This is a genomic window from Nocardia farcinica (assembly GCF_001182745.1).
GTDB classification, from domain to species: Bacteria; Actinomycetota; Actinomycetes; order Mycobacteriales; family Mycobacteriaceae; genus Nocardia; species Nocardia farcinica.
Window position 1 is genome coordinate 805,560 of the sequence record NZ_LN868938.1, and the last position, 16,090, is coordinate 821,649.

General features: G+C 70.8%; 19 protein-coding genes. 10 read left to right on the forward strand and 9 right to left on the reverse strand.

Annotated features, from left to right (window positions below; all coding sequences use genetic code 11):
* The first annotated feature begins 155 nt into the window (after positions 1-155).
* The 4 genes from AMO33_RS03985 to AMO33_RS04000 are packed head-to-tail and all read left to right on the forward strand — an operon-like array spanning position 156 to position 3,800.
* Complete coding sequence (locus AMO33_RS03985; RefSeq protein ID WP_220275836.1) at positions 156-812, forward strand: ABC transporter permease; 657 nt, start codon at positions 156-158, stop codon at positions 810-812.
* Positions 809-2,086, forward strand: coding sequence for an ABC transporter ATP-binding protein (locus AMO33_RS03990; RefSeq protein WP_060590616.1), 1,278 nt, complete (start codon positions 809-811; stop codon positions 2,084-2,086). Before AMO33_RS03985 ends, AMO33_RS03990 begins: the two co-directional genes overlap by 4 nt.
* A complete protein-coding gene (locus tag AMO33_RS03995; RefSeq protein ID WP_011209783.1) occupies positions 2,083-2,820 on the forward strand; it encodes an ABC transporter permease in 738 nt (245 codons plus the stop codon). Before AMO33_RS03990 ends, AMO33_RS03995 begins: the two co-directional genes overlap by 4 nt.
* Entirely contained in the window at positions 2,817-3,800 is a 984-nt protein-coding gene (locus AMO33_RS04000; protein WP_011209782.1) for a glycine betaine ABC transporter substrate-binding protein, read from the forward strand. The genes AMO33_RS03995 and AMO33_RS04000 overlap by 4 nt, the downstream gene beginning before the upstream one ends.
* On the opposite strand, the gene AMO33_RS04005 is transcribed toward AMO33_RS04000, so the two are convergent.
* From AMO33_RS04005 to AMO33_RS04030, 6 genes are all read right to left on the reverse strand, one after another.
* Positions 3,801-4,595 carry an SDR family NAD(P)-dependent oxidoreductase gene (locus AMO33_RS04005; RefSeq protein WP_060590618.1) on the reverse strand — a complete coding sequence of 265 codons (795 nt, stop codon included), beginning with the start codon at positions 4,593-4,595 and terminating at the stop codon, positions 3,801-3,803.
* A 74-nt stretch (positions 4,596-4,669) separates the two neighbouring features.
* Positions 4,670-5,191 carry a flavin reductase family protein gene (locus AMO33_RS04010; protein ID WP_011209780.1) on the reverse strand — a complete coding sequence of 174 codons (522 nt, stop codon included), beginning with the start codon at positions 5,189-5,191 and terminating at the stop codon, positions 4,670-4,672.
* An 11-nt stretch (positions 5,192-5,202) separates the two neighbouring features.
* Entirely contained in the window at positions 5,203-5,514 is a 312-nt protein-coding gene (locus AMO33_RS04015) for an EthD family reductase (protein ID WP_011209779.1), read from the reverse strand.
* A gap of 16 nt (positions 5,515-5,530) precedes the next feature.
* On the reverse strand, positions 5,531-6,772 hold the full coding sequence (gene styA, locus AMO33_RS04020; RefSeq protein WP_060590620.1) for a styrene monooxygenase subunit StyA: 1,242 nt from the start codon (positions 6,770-6,772) through the stop codon (positions 5,531-5,533).
* Positions 6,773-6,913: 141 nt separating this feature from the next.
* Positions 6,914-7,897, reverse strand: coding sequence for an AraC-like ligand-binding domain-containing protein (locus AMO33_RS04025; protein WP_011209777.1), 984 nt, complete (start codon positions 7,895-7,897; stop codon positions 6,914-6,916).
* 17 nt (positions 7,898-7,914) lie between these two features.
* A complete protein-coding gene (locus AMO33_RS04030; RefSeq protein ID WP_060590622.1) occupies positions 7,915-9,135 on the reverse strand; it encodes a styrene monooxygenase/indole monooxygenase family protein in 1,221 nt (406 codons plus the stop codon).
* Between the two features lie 173 nt (positions 9,136-9,308).
* Between AMO33_RS04030 and AMO33_RS04035 the strand changes: the two genes are divergently transcribed.
* Positions 9,309-9,986, forward strand: a complete 678-nt coding sequence (locus AMO33_RS04035; protein WP_011209775.1) for an IclR family transcriptional regulator — start codon at positions 9,309-9,311, stop codon at positions 9,984-9,986.
* A 3-nt stretch (positions 9,987-9,989) separates the two neighbouring features.
* On the opposite strand, the gene AMO33_RS04040 is transcribed toward AMO33_RS04035, so the two are convergent.
* Positions 9,990-11,045 carry an alpha/beta hydrolase gene (locus AMO33_RS04040; RefSeq protein ID WP_228787048.1) on the reverse strand — a complete coding sequence of 352 codons (1,056 nt, stop codon included), beginning with the start codon at positions 11,043-11,045 and terminating at the stop codon, positions 9,990-9,992.
* Positions 11,046-11,105: 60 nt separating this feature from the next.
* Entirely contained in the window at positions 11,106-11,723 is a 618-nt protein-coding gene (locus AMO33_RS04045) for a hypothetical protein (RefSeq protein ID WP_060590626.1), read from the reverse strand.
* A gap of 70 nt (positions 11,724-11,793) precedes the next feature.
* On the opposite strand from AMO33_RS04045, the gene AMO33_RS04050 reads away from it, so the two are divergent.
* The 4 genes from AMO33_RS04050 to AMO33_RS04065 all read left to right on the forward strand — a co-directional run bounded on the left by AMO33_RS04050 (position 11,794) and on the right by AMO33_RS04065 (position 14,297).
* A complete protein-coding gene (locus tag AMO33_RS04050) occupies positions 11,794-12,396 on the forward strand; it encodes a TetR/AcrR family transcriptional regulator (protein ID WP_011209772.1) in 603 nt (200 codons plus the stop codon).
* 69 nt (positions 12,397-12,465) lie between these two features.
* Complete coding sequence (locus AMO33_RS04055; protein ID WP_011209771.1) at positions 12,466-12,987, forward strand: DUF1990 family protein; 522 nt, start codon at positions 12,466-12,468, stop codon at positions 12,985-12,987.
* Positions 12,988-13,079: 92 nt separating this feature from the next.
* A complete protein-coding gene (locus AMO33_RS04060) occupies positions 13,080-13,769 on the forward strand; it encodes an NUDIX hydrolase (protein ID WP_060590628.1) in 690 nt (229 codons plus the stop codon).
* Between the two features lie 84 nt (positions 13,770-13,853).
* On the forward strand, positions 13,854-14,297 hold the full coding sequence (locus AMO33_RS04065) for an iron chaperone (RefSeq protein ID WP_060593278.1): 444 nt from the start codon (positions 13,854-13,856) through the stop codon (positions 14,295-14,297).
* A 16-nt stretch (positions 14,298-14,313) separates the two neighbouring features.
* On the opposite strand, the gene AMO33_RS04070 is transcribed toward AMO33_RS04065, so the two are convergent.
* The gene (locus AMO33_RS04070) at positions 14,314-15,333 is read right to left on the reverse strand and encodes a crotonase/enoyl-CoA hydratase family protein (RefSeq protein WP_060590630.1); all 1,020 of its coding nucleotides are present in this window, start codon (positions 15,331-15,333) and stop codon (positions 14,314-14,316) included.
* Positions 15,334-15,474: 141 nt separating this feature from the next.
* Between AMO33_RS04070 and AMO33_RS04075 the strand changes: the two genes are divergently transcribed.
* Positions 15,475-16,068, forward strand: coding sequence for a TetR/AcrR family transcriptional regulator (locus AMO33_RS04075; protein WP_060590632.1), 594 nt, complete (start codon positions 15,475-15,477; stop codon positions 16,066-16,068).
* The last annotated feature ends 22 nt before the right edge of the window (positions 16,069-16,090 follow it).

The window sequence follows — 16,090 nt, forward strand, 5'->3', positions numbered from 1 at the left end:
TAGTCGGCCCGTTCCGGGGAAATCCCGCCGGCGATGTGCCGGTCGAAACGACGCGTGCGCCCGGTGATTCGGCGTTGTTCCGCGCCGATCACCGGGATGTCGTTTAGTATTCGACCGCTCGCGGAACCGGTACCGACACCGGTGTTCGGCTGACGATGGGAATCGCCGTGCAGTTGTGGAGCTATATCCGGGGACGGGGCGAGGTGCTGGCGTTCCTCACCTATCAGCATGCGTCCCTGGCCTTTCAGACGGTGCTGGTCGGCACCGTGATCGCGGTGCTCATCGCGGTGGCGGTCTACCGGTTGCCGCTGGCCTCGGCGCTGACGCTGACCTCGAGCCGAGTCGCGCTCACCATCCCTTCGCTGGCATTGCTGGCGTTGCTGCTGGTGCCGTTCGGACTCGGCGTGGTGCCCTCGTTTCTCATGCTGACGTTTTTCGCGGCGCTGCCGGTGATCGGCAACGCGATCGTCGGATTTCGTTCGGTGCCCGCCTCGGTGGTGGAATCCGCGCGCGGAATCGGCTTTTCACGCTGGCGCATTCTGCTGACCGTCGAATTGCCGATCGCCTGGCCGGTGATCCTCACCGGAATCCGGGTGTCCACCCAGATGATCGTCGGCGTGGCCGCCATCGTCGCCTATGTGCTCGGGCCGGGGCTCGGCTCGCTGATCTTCAACGGCCTGTCCCGGCTCGGCGGCGCCAACGCGCTGGAAATGGCACTCACCGGCACCATCCTCATCGTTGTCATCGCGTTGGTGTTCGACGCGCTGCTCGTCCTGCTCGGACGGCTCACGATCGCAAAGGGACTGTCATGACCGATGAGGCGACCACCGCGACCGCCCCGCCCACCCGCAACGTCACCGGCGCCGCCATCCGGCTCGACGGGGTGGTCAAGCGCTACAAGGGCCAGGACACGCCCGCGGTGCGGCGGCTGGATCTGGAGATCGAGGCGGGCCAGATGGTCGCCTTCGTCGGCCCGTCCGGCTGTGGCAAGACGACCACACTCAAGATGATCAACCGGCTGATCGAACCGACCGAGGGCCGGATCTTCATCGGCGACCGCGACGTGACCCGCGAGGACCCGGACAAGCTGCGCCAGTCCATCGGCTACGTCATCCAGTCCGGCGGGTTGTTCCCGCACTGGTCGGTCGCCAAGAACATCGGCGCGATCCCGCGCGTGCTCGGCTGGGACCGTAAGCGCATCGCCGAGCGCACCGAATACCTGCTGGACCTGGTCGGCCTCGACCCCGCCGAGTTCGCCGACCGGCTGCCCAAGGACATGTCCGGCGGCCAGCAGCAGCGCGTCGGCGTGGCCCGCGCGCTGGCCGCCGACCCGCCGGTGCTGCTCATGGACGAGCCGTTCGGCGCGGTCGACCCGATCACCCGGGCGCGGCTGCAGGACAGCCTGATCGCCATCCAGCACGAACTCGGCAAGACCATCGTCGTGGTCACCCACGATTTCGAAGAGGCCACCAAGCTCGGCGACAAGGTGCTCATCCTGTCCCAGGGCGGCCACATCGAGCAGTACGCGGCGCCCGAGGAGATCCTGACCAACCCGGCGACACCGTTCGTGGAGGAGTTCGTCGGGTCCGGCGCGAAACTGGCCTACCTCACGGTGTCCCGGGTGCGCGACGTCCCCTACGACGAGGTCGTCACCGCCCGGATCGGTGAGCCCGCCCAGGAGGTGATCCGGCGCGCCAGGGCCGCGGGCCAGACCTGGGTGGTGGTGGTCGATTCCGCGGGCAGGCCCCGGTCGTGGCCCTCGCTGAGCGAGCTGGCCAGCAAACCGGAGGTGTCGGACTATCTGGACCGGCGGCTGCCGGTGGTGGCCCGGTCCTCGACGCTGAACGACGCGCTCGACGCCATGCTGGCCACCAGCCAGGGCGCCACCCTGGTCACCGACGGGCGCGGTGCGGTGGTGGGATCGCTGAGCATCGACGCGGTCACCGAGGTGATCCGCGACAAGCTCGCCGAGAGCCGCGCCGTCGGCGAAGAGCCCTCCTACGCCACCTACGTCGACGGCAGCGATCCGGCGCCGACGCCGGTGGTGGCCGCCGACGACGAGTACGGGGCGGACGCGCCGTCGTGAGCCGGGTACGTCGCGTTCCGCTCGACGTCTGGTTCGAACCGGTCGTCATCCTCGTCATCGGCGTCGGCTACCTGCTGTGGTACCGGTCAGCGACGTTCAGCGCCACCGAGCAGGCCGCGCTGGGCTGGGACAACCTGCAGACCACGATCCTGTCCCACATCAAGCTGACCGTGGTGGCCACCGCGATCGTGGTGGCGGTGGCGATCCCGCTCGGCATCGCGCTCACCCGGCCCGCGCTGAAACGTCTCGAACCGCTCGCGGTCAACATCGCCAACATCGGCCAGGCCGCCCCGGCGGTGGGCCTGCTGGTGCTGTTCACGTTCTGGCTCGGCACCGGATTCCGCACCGCGGTGGTCGGCCTGGTCGTCTACGCGGTGCTGCCGATCCTGCAGAACACCATCGTGGGGCTGCGGCAGGTGGATCAGCGCACCATCGAGGCCTCGCGCGGCATCGGCTTTTCCGCCGCGCGCACGCTCGTGCAGGTGGAACTGCCGCTGGCGGTGCCGGTGATCCTCAACGGCGTGCGCACCGCGCTGGTGATCCTGGTCGGCACCGCCACCCTGAGCACCTTCATCGGCGCGACCAGCCTGGGCACCCTGATCACCACCGGTGTCACGCTGTTCCTGCCCAAACTGCTGGTCTCCGGCGCGATCCTGGTGGGGTTGCTGGCACTGATCATCGACTGGCTCGGCCGCCTCGTGGAGCTGGCCGCGACCCCGCGAGGTGTGGCATGACCAGGTGTGGCACCACAGGCCCCCGGCTCGCGCTGCTCGCCGCCGTGGTCGCGCTGCTGGCCGGCTGCGGCCTGGTCAGTTCCTCGGGCACCTTCCACGACGCGCGGCTGCCCGACGGCGCCCGGCCGCTGGCGGGGGCCGAACTTGTGGTGACGTCGAAGAGCTTCACCGAGGGCGTGCTGCTCGGCAAGATCACCGCCACCTATCTGGCGGCCGCGGGCGCCGACGTCGTCGACATGACCGGCGCGCCCGGCTCGGCCTCGTCGCGGCAGGCCCAGCTCAACGGCGACGCCGACGTGCTGTGGGAGTACACCGGCACCGGCTGGGTGAACTACCACAACCGCACCGAGACCATTTCCGATCCGCAGGAGCTGTGGCGGCAGGTGCACGACATCGAGAAGAGCGAATACGACCTCGAGTGGCTGCCACCGGCCAACTTCAACGACACCTACGCCTTCGGCGCCTCCCGCGCGACGGCCGAGCGGCTCGGCGTGCGGTCGCTGTCGGATGTCGCGGCGCTGCCGGTCGCCGACCGCACCTTCTGCGTGGACGACGAATTCTTCAGCCGCTCCGACGGTTTCCTGCCGATGTTGCAGACCTACGGCATCCCCTACAACGACCCGGCCGGGGTGCCGGTCGCCAACGTCACCCGGATGGACGCCGGTGTCGTCTACACCGCGACCGCCAAGGGCGCCCCCTGCCATTTCGGCATGATCTACACCACCGACGGGCGCGTGAAGAACCTCGACCTGGTCGTGCTCGACGACGACAAGAAGTTCTTCCTGCCCTACAGCGGCACCGCCGTGGTGCGCGCCGCGGTGCTCGAGCGGCACCCGGAACTGCGCACCCTGCTCGGCACCATCTCCGAACGCCTCACCGACGACCTGATGCAGGAACTCAACGGCCGCGTCGACATCGACGGCGAGGACCCCGCCGATGTCGCCTACGACTGGCTGCGCCAGGAGAAACTGATCGAGTAGTCAGGAGCGGTGCGGCAGCGCGGCCGACATCAGCCGGTTCGCGGTCGCCTTCACCGAGTCGGGCAGCACCTGGGTGACAGTGGCGATCGCACGGGTGGGCAGTGAGCCGCCGATCACCTTCTGTTTGTCGGCCAGCAGCGCCTCGATGCCCTGCCGGGCCACCTTGGCCGGATCTTCCTTGGGTCCGCGGCCCACGGGCGTGTCGAGCAGCCCGGCGCGGCGGAAGAAGTCGGTGTCGGTGGGGCCGGGCATCAGCGCGGTGACCGTCACGCCGGTGTCGCGGACCTCCTCGCGCAGCGCCTCGGCGAAGGACTGCACGAACGACTTCGAGGCGTTGTAGACCGCCTGCCGGGCGCCGGGCATCATCGAGGCCACCGAGGAGGTGAACAACAGGCCGCCGGCATCGCGGCGCACCATGTCGCCGAGCACCAGCTTGGCCAGGTGCACGGTCGAGCGCACGTTGAGGTCCACGATGGACAGTTCGTCGGCCAGGTCGGTCTCGGTGAAGGCGCCGCCGCGACCGACGCCCGCGTTGAGCGCGACCGCGTCGAGCGGGCGCTCGTCCTCGGTGGCCGCCGAATACAGCCGCTCGACGCCCTCGGAGGTGCGCAGGTCCACCTGGACCGCGCGCACCTCGTGGCCCGGCCGGCGGATGCGGTCGGCCGCCGCTTCGACGGCGGTGTCCTCGGCGGCCATGACCACGTCGTAGCCGCGGTCGGCGAATTCGCGCGCCAACTCGTAGCCGATACCACGGGCGGCGCCGGTGACGAGGGCGAGGGGATGTGTCGTAGTCATGCCGCTCGCCTACCCACCCCGGCGCCGCCCATGCCCGCCGGTCGCGGTTTCACCGGTCGTCACCGGATGCCCGCTCAGCAGAAGAAGACGTCGTCGGTGAGGCCGACGTGCAGGGCGCGGTAGCTGCCGGTGTAGAACAGCAGCGGGGCGCCGTCGCGGTGGTCGAGGTGTTCGACCTCGCCGATGAACAGCACGTGGTCGCCTGCCGGGTGCCGGTCGACGATGCGGCAGCCGATTTCGGCGAGTCCGCCCGGCACGAACGCGTACGGTCCGCGCCGGAGGAACTCGACCGACAGCCCGGGCTGGGCCCGCCCGCCGAAGTGCCGTGACAGTGTCTCCTGGTCCTCCGAGAGCAGGGTCACCCCGTAGCGTTCGCCGGTGCTCAGGTGCTCGGCCATGGTGCAGCGGCCCAGCGAGATCAGCACCAGCGCGGGGTCGAGAGACACCGACATGAACCCGTTGGCGGTCATGCCGTGGACCCCGGTTTCGGTTTCGGTGGTCACGACGGTGACGCCGGTGGCGAAGCGGCCGAGCGCGTCGCGGAAGGCGCGCGGGTCGGGGCCGACGGGCCGGACATCGGTGAGCGTGGCATTCACGGGCGGTCCTTTCAGTGCGCGGGCTCGACCGGCGCGTAGTGCACGACGTGCGCGCCGCCGGTCGCGTAGTTGGGCACGTCGTCGGCGACGGCGCGGCCCTGCGGCGAGCTCATCGCCTCGGCCATCGCCGCGGCGGAATCGAATTCGCCTTCCCAGATGGCGAAGTACGGGCTCGTTCCGTCGACGGCGGCCACGTCGAAGGCGTAACGCATGGTGCGCAGACCGGGCAGCTTCGCGGCCAGCGGCAGATGGTTCTCGACGTAGTAGGTCCGGAAGTGGTCCGGGTCGGCGGGCGGCGGGTACAGCACGGACAGTCGGTACACGATGGGTCTCCTCCGCTCAGACCGCGACCGGGGCGGGCTGCACGCCGTGGCGGGCGAGGAAGGCCTCGGTCCGCTCGGGGGTGGCCACGATCCGCCACTGCCGGTCCGGGTAGTCGAAGTTGTCGGTGAATTCGTCGGCGAGGGCCTTGTTCTCGTTCATCGCGCCGAACAGCCGCAGCAGGTGCGGGGCGGGCGGGGCGAGCATGAGGTTGGTCCACTGTGCGGCGCCGAAGACGACGTCGGCGCGCCGGGCCGCGACCCGCTGGCAGAACATCTCGTCGAATCCGAGATCCTCCAGAATGGCTTCTCCGGTGACCCAGGCCGAATGCGAGGCGGAATTGGCGCCCTGGCCGAGCAGCGGATCGACCACGGTGTGCACATCGCCGATCGCGAGCGCGAACTTTCCGCCGGGCAGTTTCGCGTAATCCTCGCGCACGGTCGGCACGAGCGCGCCCTGCAGGATGTCGATCGGCCGGTTCAGGCCGAATTCGGCGTGGTTCACACGCTCGAAAGTCTGCGGGTGATGCTTGGCCAGTTTGTCGAGCACGGTCTTCTCGAACGCGGCCGGATCGTCGTCGTACTTCATCGTGGACAGGATTTCCAGATCGCCGCCGGGGATGTTCTCGAACAGCAGCGCGGTGAGGAATCCGTCCTCGGCGTACATCGGGATCTCGAGCAGGTCGCCGTGCCCGGGGGAGGTGCTGATGGTGACGCCCTTGGGCGTGGACTCGGTGATGCCGCGGTAGAGGCCGACACACAGCTTGCGCTGCGGGGTGTCGTAGGGGCTCAGCTCCGGGCGGCGCGGGAACAGCGAGGCGAACGCGCCCCGGCCGGCGGCGACGACGATCAGGTCGTGGCGGGCGGCCAGCGGTTCGATGTCCTCGGCGGTGAGCATCCGGATCTGTAGGTCACCGCCGCGTTCCTCGAAGGCCTCGGTCAGCTTCGGCAGGTACAGGCGGTAGTCGACGGCGCTGGACCAGTGGGTGAAGTCGCCGCGGAACGACAGCGGATGCTCACCGCCGATGTAGTGGTGGTGGCTCGCGTAGCCGTACTGCTCCACCGGCCAGAAGTGCACGCCCAGTGCGCGTTCGCGCTCGAGGGTGGGGGCGTGGTGGGCGACGCTGTTGAGCAGGCGCCCGCCCGCGATCTGCTTGGCGGTCTTGTCGGTGTAGATGGTGACCGGAATGTCGTGCTGTCGCAGTTGCAGACCGAGTTGGAGACCGCCGATGCCGGCGCCGATGATCCCGATGTTCGGCATGTGATGCCCTTTCCAGGTCAATTGTTGTCCAACAATTGAATTCGTCGTGACGATGTCGACGATTCCACGTCCCCGTGGTGGCGGTCATGTCCTGGAGGGAACTGTGGTTGACGATTTCTGCACTCGCCGTGCGGCTGCGGCCTATCCGGTGTTCTCGACGCCGGTGGCCGAGCGCCGGAATTCGCCCGGGCTCATCCCGAATCGGGCTTTGAAGATCCGGGAGAAGTGTGCGGCATCGTGGAATCCGTACTTGCGGCCGACCGCGGCGACGGAGGCGATCGGTGCGGGTGCGGCCAGCTCGCGCCGGCACTGTTCGAGGCGGCGCCGCCGAATCCAGCCGGCGACCGGTTGTCCGTCGGCGGAGAACAGTTTCTGCAGATATCGGGTGGAGACGTGCACGGCGGCGGCGACCAGATCCGGGTTGAGGTCGGGGTCGGCGAGGTTGTCGTCGATGAACGCCTTCGCCTGGACCAGCAACGTCTGCTGCGACGGCGGTTGGGGGGTGCCGAAGTCGTCGGTGAGCAGGGCGGCCAGCAGGTCGACCACCGCGTCGGCGATGGTGAGCGCCGCGTGCGGCCGCTCGCCGCGGCACTGGTCGACCAGGCGCAGCAGCAGCGGGGTGAGGAGGGTGCCGATCTCGTCGTGCGCGCGGATGCGGCGGGCGAGCACCTCCCGGCGGATCTGGGCGGGCAGGTGCAGGCGCTCGCGGGGGAACATGAACACCGCGGTGTCGGTGGGTGTGCCGAAATCCAGGGTGTAGGGCAGGTCGGTGTCGTAGAGGGCAAGATCGCCCGGCCCGAGCACCACCTCGCGACCGTCCTGGATGAGCAGTCCCTCACCGCGCAGTTGCAGGCCCAGCTTGTAGTAGCCGCGCTCGCTGTGCGCGATCAGCGATCTGCTGCGCCGCACGGTGTGTGCCCCCGCGTCCACCCGGGAGACGATGGTCGAGCCGAGCGGGGTGATCCGCAGCCGCCCGGAGAACTCCGCGGCCTGGGTGGCGGAGGCGGCCAGCGGCACGAACGCGCGCGAGACGATGTCGCGCCAGTGCTCGAGCCGCTCGGCCGGGGCGACGGAATCGGTTCCTTGCAGGCGGGGAACCGGGGCCTGGGTCGTGGAGGTGATCATGATCGTCTCCGTGGTGATCAGGTGTTCAGGGCACGCAGGTCGTCGCGCAGGAAGCGCTCGGCCCGCCGGTCGGTCGCCAGCACCTCCCATTGCCGGTCGGGGTGGTCGAAGTTGTCGGTGAAGCGGTCGGCCAGCTGCGGGTCGCGGGCCGCCGCGCGCAGCACGCGCTCGATCCGGGGATGCTGGGCGAGGGTGAGATTGGTCCATTCCGAGGCGCCGACCAGTACCGCCTCGCGGGCGCGGGCGACCTCGCGGCAGAACAGTTCGTCGTAGACGACGTCCGGCCCGCAGTAGTGGGCGACGACGGCGGCACTGTAGGCGGCGATGTTGGCGCCCTGGCCGTTGACCGGGTCGACGACCACGTGCGCGTCGCCCAGGGCCAGCGCGTAGACGCCGTCCTCGATCTCGAACCAGTCGCGGCGCACCGCGGGGATCACCCCGCCCTGGAGCAGATCGCGCGGATCGGTGAGGGTGAACGCGGAGGTGTCCACGCGCTCGAAGGTCGCCGGATGGTGGGTGCGCAGCGTGTCCAGGACCGCCCGGGTGAACTCGGCGGTGCCGCCGGGTCGGTCCAGCAGTGCGGCGGGCGGGGTGCCGGGAATGTTCTCGAACAGCAGGGCGGTGACGCGGCCGTGTCTGCTGAGCAGCGGGATCTCCAGTAGTTCGCCGACGCCGGGCACGATGCTGACCCCGACGCCCTCCACGTCGGGCCGGGTGATGCCGGTGTAGAGGCCCGCGCAGATGCGGCGCTGCGGCCGGTCGAAGGGTGACAGCCGGGCCCGGCGCTCGAACAGCCCGCTCATCGAGCCGCGCCCGGAGGCGATGACGACGAGATCGTGCAGGGCGGCCAGCGCGGACAGGTCGCGCGGGCCGATCGCGCGCACGTGGATCGTGCCGCCCCGCGTCTGGTAATCCTCGGCCAGCGCGGGCAGGTAGAGGCGATGGTCGACCGCGCAGGACGGGTGGGTGAAATCGCCGGTGAAGCGCAGCGGGTCCGGGCCGCCGATGCTGTGGTGATGGCGGGCGTAGCCGTACTCGGCGGCGTCCCAGTGCGCGACCCCGAGCTGCCGCTCACGGGCGACGGTCGGGCTGTGGTGCACCACCGTGTTGAGCAGCGGGCCCGCGGCCATCTCGGCGTAGTCGCGGTCGACGTAGATCGTCGCGTCGACGTCGGCGGCGCGCAGGGCCAGGCCCAAGTGCACGGCGGCGATCCCGCCGCCCACGATCCCGATGCTCATCCCACTCCACGTCGTCGTGTGTCGCTGTCGTCGTGTGTCGCTGTCGTCGTGTGTCGCACGTCCCGCGCCAGGACGTTGCTCTACTATCGAGACAGCTTCTCTGATACAGAGCACACGGTACGCCCGCTGTGACCCCGGGCACAAGGCCGGGGTCGCCCGGCACAGGAGTGAGGATGTCCGAGACGGACAAGACGGGGGTGACCTCGCAGACCCTGGAACGCGGTCTCGCGGCGCTCGAGGTGATCGCGCACCGGGGGCCCTGCAGCGCGGCCGACGTCGCGCGGGAGCTGTCGCTGCACCGGTCGATCACCTACCGGTTGTTGACCACGCTCGAGCTGCGCGGCTACGTGGAGCGGGACGAGGCGGGCCGCTACCGGGTCGGTCCCGCCCCGGCGATGGTGGCGGCCGCGGTCCGCCGGGATCTGCGCGCGGTCGCCGAGCCGGAGCTGCGCCGTGTCGCCGAAAGCCTCGGCACCACGGCGTTTCTCGTCGTGCCCCAGCACGAGGAGGCGTTGACGCTGCTCTCGGTCGAGCCGGTCGACACCCCGGTGCACATCACCTACCGGCCGGGCCTGCGCCACGCGCTGACCCGCGGCGCCCCCGGCCTGGCGATTCTCGCCGCGTTGCCGCCGCGCCCCGACGAGCGCCCGGAGGTCACGCTGGCGCGTGACCTCGGCTACGTCCGCACCACCGGCGAGGTGGTGCCGGGCCTGAGCGCGGTGGCCGTGCCGGTGCGGTCGGCCTCCGGACGGGTCGCGGCGGTGTGCACGATGTTCGCCCCCGGCGCGGTGGACGAACGCGCGGCCGTCGCCGCGCTCACCACCGCCGCCGAGGTGTTGCGCGCCGTGTGAGGCTCAGCCGGCCAGACCCATGCCCTCGGCCAGCATCGGCCACGAATCGTGCAGGGCCTGTTCCCAGTACGGCCAGTAATGAGTGCCGACCGGGGTGAACTCGTAGGTGGCGGGGATGCCGAGCGAATCGAGGCGGTTCTTCAGGTTGGCCGTGCACTGGTTGACGGCGGCTTCGATGATCACGCCCAGGCCAAGGTTCACCGCGCCCATCGGGCCGGGTGCGGCGTTCAGGTAGTACTGCACGTCCTCGAGGACCGGGATGCCGCTGCCGGTGGAGATGTAGAGCTGGGTGCCGCGCAGTTTCTCCGCGTTGACGACCGGATCGTTCTCCCGCCACAGCGGGCTGTCGTCCGGGCCGTACATGTTCTCGGTGTCGCCGCCCGCCCAGGTCTCCACCGCCAGCTTCACGAACTGCCGACCGGTGGGGTCGGCGATCTGCGCGCAGCCGCTGTAGGCGGCCACCGACCGCCACAGGCCGGGCTTGGCCTCGGCCAGTTGCAGCACCGAGGTGCCGGAGGTGGACAGGCCGGTCAGGGCATTGCGGCCGGTGGATCGCAGGGTCGCGTCCAGCAGGGGCGGAAGTTCCTCGGTGAAGAAGGTCCGCCACTTGTTCATTCCGAGCTCGGGGTCGCGCCGCAGCCAGTCGGTGTAATAGCTGCCGCGGCCGCCGATCGGCTGGATCACGTTGACCGGCTTGTCGGCCAGCCAGTCCAGGGCGTGGGTGGCCGCGGCCCAGCTGGCCGTGCCCTCGCCCCCGTCGAGACCGTTGAGCATGTAGAGATTGGGCGCGGGGACGGAGTCGTCGGCGGGGCGCTGTACATCGACGGCGATCTCGGTGTCCATCGCCGCCGAGTAGACAGTCAGATGCCAGGTGCGGCCCTCCTTCACCACCGAGGTGACCGAGGACGCCTTCGCCGGCTCGGCCGTGCCCGCCCCGGCGAACGCGGTCACCGACAGGGCCGCGGCGAGCACGGCGGCCCCGGCGCGGCGCGCTCGCCGAGCATGTCTGCGCGTTCCGGTTGGTGCCGCACTCGTCGATCTCCGTGTCCCAGAACGCATTTCCTACCGCCTGCCTGATGTCGCTGCGCCGTGGGGCGTCAGCTGTGGTCTACCGAACCGCTACATCCTCGCCGACGGCGGCGTCGTTACGTCGACTTCGTCCCGGCGTTCCGCGCGGGCGGGCGGTGTGCCGTTGCGGCCCAGTTCCCACACGGGCCCGAACAGGAGCCAGAAGCCGACGATCACCCAGACCCGCGCGATCCACGCCAGCAGGACCGGGTCCTGGTCGGGCGAGGCGATCAGCACCACCAGGCCCAGCAGCACAACGGAACTGACGGCCGCGGCGGCGACCACGCGCAGCCACTCCTGCCACAGGCGGCGCCGGCGTTCCGGGCCCGAGCGCGGCATCCGCTGCGGCGGCGGGCCACCGGCGAACCGGTGTGCGAAGCGGGCATCCGCCCAGCGGATCACCGTCGGCCCGAACGCCACGGAGAAGCCGAGGTAGAGCCCGGCCAGTCCGTGGGTGTCGTCGGCGGGCGCGCCGCGATGCAGGTCGACGGCCGTGGCCACCACCAGGACCACGTCCAACAACGGAATCATCAGCAGCACAACGGTGCTCGCGGTGCGCAGGCGCGCCGGATAGCGCAGGGCCAGGCCGAGGCCGAGCAGCACCCACAGCCCGATCTCGCAGCCGAGGATGACGGCGGCGATCGGGTGTTCGCCCAGGAATTCGCTCATCGGACCACCTTGTTAGCTCAGTCGTGCTACAACGGACCTCAATCTAGCACAGTTGCGCTAATATCGGCGCATGCCGAAGACGATCGACCGGGAACAGCGCAGGGCCGAGATCGCGGCGGCGGTGTGGCGGTTGATCGACCAGTCCGGTGTGAGCGCGGTGTCGCTGCGCACGGTCGCCGCCGAAGCGGGGCTGGTGCTCGGCTCGCTGCGGCACACCTTCCCGACCAAGGCCGACCTGCTCGCCTACGCGATGGAACTGGTGTTCGTCCGCGCCGAGCAGCGAGTGTCCGCGCACGCCGCGATCGGTGATCCCCGCCGGCGCGCCCTGGCGATGCTGCTGGAACTGCTGCCGCTGGACGAGCAGCGGCGCATCGAAATGCGCGTCGACCTCGCCTTGGTCGCCGAGGCCCCGGCACATCCCCGCCTCGCCGAGCTGGCCGGGCGCGCCCACACCGCCGTCGCCGCGCTCTGCCACGATCTGTGCGCGGACCTCGCCGCGCACGGCCTGCTGCACACCGCTCGCGCGGTCGCCGTCGAGGCGCGGCGGCTGCACGCCCTCGTCGACGGCACCGCGCTGCACCTGCTCGTGGCTCCCGAGGAGGCCGCCACGGCCGAAACGCTGATCGCGGACTACCTGGCCGACCTCGGCGCGCCCCCGCCGCGCCGCCGCTGACCTCGGCGGCGGGTATCCGATCGCGGCGAGATCCGGCACCGCGACGGTGGCGACGGGCAGGATGGAGGGGTGGCGGACACACCAGCGGATCGAGACTTCACCTATCCGGAGGTCGGCGCGACGCGCGGCGCACTGCCCGCGGGCTACGACCACCTGCGGCTGCGCCGCGAGATCGGCCGCGGCCGCGCCGATTTCGAACGCCTCGGCGACGCGGTGCTGGCCTTCCGGATCCAACGCGGCCTGCGCATCCTCGACCACGCCGAGACTCCGGTCGCCGAACCGGGTGCGGCGGTGACCGTGCGGCTCGGCCTCGGCCCGCTCGGGCTGCGGGCCCCGTGCCGGGTGGTGTATGTGCTCGACGAGGAGAACCGGCGCGGCTTCGCCTACGGCACCCTGGCCGGGCACCCGGCGCGGGGCGAGGAGCTCTTCGCCGTCGACTACGATCCCGCGACCGGGACCGTGTACGGCGAAACCGTCGCCTTTTCCCGCCCCGCCACCTGGTACACCCGCCTGGGCGGCCCGCTCACCCGGCTGGCGCAGCGCCTGGCCGCCCGCGCCTACCTGGCCACCCTGCGCCGCACACCCCGCTGACCACCACGAGTCCGCCTCCCGCGGAACAGCGCGTCCCGCCGGCCGGGACACGGCGGTGCCGGGCCGCTCGACGGGTGGGGCAAGATCGAACGATGGGTACAGAGGTGGTTCCCCACGACATGGCCGCGTTCCGCGCGCTCGCGCGGGCCCGGCTGGCCGAGTTCCCCCGCATCGCGGTGCCCGACGCCCCGGGTATGCGCCGGGCGGCGGTCGCGCTGTGCGTGGTGGCCGAGCCGGGCGGGTCGCTGTCGGTGCTCGTCATCAAGCGCGCCTACCGCGGCCGCAACGCCGGACAGTGGGCGATTCCGGGCGGCAGGCTCGAGCCGGGGGAGACCGCCCAGCAGGCCGCGCTGCGCGAACTGCACGAGGAACTGGGCGTGCGCGTCGACCCGGCGGATGTGCTCGGACTGCTCGACGATTTCCCCGCCGCGTCGGGTTTCGCGATCACCCCGGTCGTCGCCACCCTGTCCGGCCCGGCCGACCTGCGCCCCAGCCCCGACGAGGTGCATTCGGTGCATCACGTCGACCTGGACCGGCTCGCCGCCGACGACGTCCCGCACTGGGTGCACCCCGAGGATGCGGCCCCGCACACCGTCCCCGGCGCACCGGACGTGCCCATCGGCCGCCCGGGCCTGCTGCAGATGCGGCTCGGTCCGCGCATGACCATCCACGCACCCACGGGCGCGCTGCTGTGGCAGTTCCGCGAAGTCGTCCTGCTCGGACGCACCGCCACCGACGCCAGGGTCGCCGACTTCCTCCAGCCCGATTGGACCCACCGCTGAACTGATCAGTTTTCGAGAAGCCCGCCGTCGGGTGCGCGTCCTACCGTGAAGTCACCGAACGAACCGACCGGGAAGGACGACGACATGACCGCCGCGAAGACCACCAGTTACGAGGGTTTCACCGAGGCCGAGCGCGAAGCGATGAAGGACCGCGCCCGGGAGCTGAAGGCCACCCGCCGCGGCAAGGGCGCCAAGAAGGACACCGAGCCCGAGGTGCTCGCCAAGATCGCCGAGATGTCCGAGGCCGATCGCGTCCTGGCCGAGCGCATCCACGCACTGGTCGAGCAGAACGCGCCGGAACTCACCGCCAAGCTCTGGTACGGCATGCCCGCCTACGCCAAGGACGGCAAGGTGCTGTGCTTCTTCCAGCCCGCCGCCAAGTTCGGCGCCCGCTACGCCACCTTCGGCTTCAACGACATCGCCACCCTCGACGAGGGCACCCTGTGGCCGACCAGCTTCGCGGTCACCGCGCTGAGCGCCGCCGACGAGGAACGCCTGGCGGCGTTGCTCCGTAAGGCTGTGGCGTAGTACCCGGTGGGCTCGGTCAGCGGTCGAAGCCGGCGCGCTTGTGGTCACCGAAGGGCTCGTCGCGTTCCCGCACGGCCTCGCGGAAACCGACGGTGGCCGAACGCATCTGGAAGGCGTAGCCCTCACGGGTGTGGCGGGCGATGCCGTCGAAGACCGTGCTGATCATGCCCGAGGTGGCCACGCCCTGGGCCAGCAGCGCGGAGTTCAGGGCGAGTTTGGCCATCATCAGCTGGTTCACCGGCATCCGGGCGATGCGCTGCACCAGCGCCTCGGTGCGTTCGTCGAGCTCGTCCGCCGGGCAGGACTCCACCGCGAGCCCCCATTCGGCGGCCTGCGCGCCGCTGAGGCAATCGCCGGTGAACAACAGGCGCTTGGCGCGCTGATCGCCGAGGCGGTGCGCCCACATGCCGCCCGCCGGGATGCCCCACACCCGGGCGGGCGGATAGCCGATCTTGGTGTCGTCGGCGCAGATGATCTGGTCGCAGTACAACGCGATGTCGGTGCCGCCCGCGACGGCGAAACCGTGCAGTTTGGCCACCGTCGGCTTGTTCGCGTGCAGCAGGCTGGCGAAGCCGCGGTTGAAGCGGCTCATCATGGCGTAGTCGAGCATCGGATCCCAGGTGCCCCACGGGTTGTGGTTGGCTGCGTGCACCATCGGGTCGGTGACGGTGCCGGCGGTGTCGTGGGTGCGGTCGTCGCTCGCGCCGCCCTGTTCGGCGAACAAGCCGAGGTCGTAGCCGCCGCAGAAGCCCTTGCCGCGGCCGGCGAGCAGGATGACGTGCACCCGCGGGTCCAGATCGGCCCGCTCGACGGCGTGCGCGAGGTCCAGCGGGGTGTCGGGGGTGATCGCGTTGCCGTGCTCGGGGCGGTTGAAGGTGATCCGGGCGACGCGCCCGTCGCGTTCGTAGGTGAGCGTGCGGTACTCGTGGGCGTCGGTGGGGTCCGGGCGCTGCGTCCACGGGGAGTCCGGGACTTCGGTCCAGTTCTCGTACCAGGCGGCGGCGCGCTGCCCGTCGTGGGTGGGGTTGTCGGACACGGGGTTTCCTCTCACGGGGAGTGTGCCCGCCCGGTTGCGCACGGTGCGGGCCTCGTGGGGGAGTGTGGCTCGAGCACCGATTGACAGTCAATGGTGACTGTGAAATCGTGATCGGCGTTCCGACACCCGAGAGAGCCGCCCATGACCACCCGTGCCGAGCAGAAACGGGCCACCCGGCAGCGGATCCTGGACGCGGCCGCGGCCCTGCTCGCCGACCGCGGCTACGCGGCCCTGTCGACGTTGGCCGTCCAGCAGGCCGCGGGCGTCAGCCGTGGCGCGCTGCTGCACCACTTCCCGACGAGCCACGACCTCACCGCCGCGCTCGTCGCCCACCTGGTGACCCTGAACGAGGCGGCCACCCGCGCGGAAGTCGCGGCACTCGGCCCCGCCGACCCGATCGAGCGCACCCTCACGGCCCTCTCGCGCACCTTCGCCCGCGCACCCGCGCGCGCCGAACAGGAACTGTGGTCCGCCGCGCGCACCGACCCCGCCCTGGCCGCCGTCCTCCGCGCCGCCGAGCGCGCCGCCGGCCGTGACCTCGTCCGCGTGGTCGACGACCTGTTCGGCCCCGACATCACCGCCCACCCCCGCTACCCGGCGATCCGCGACCTCACCATCACGATCCTGCGCGGCGTGTCGGCCGCCCGGCCGCTCCGCGAGAGCTCCCGCGCCGAAACGGCGACCCTGGCCCACTGGGCCGACACCATCCGCCTCCTGCTCGGGACGGTCGAGTAGACGGCTGTCCCACCGCAGCATC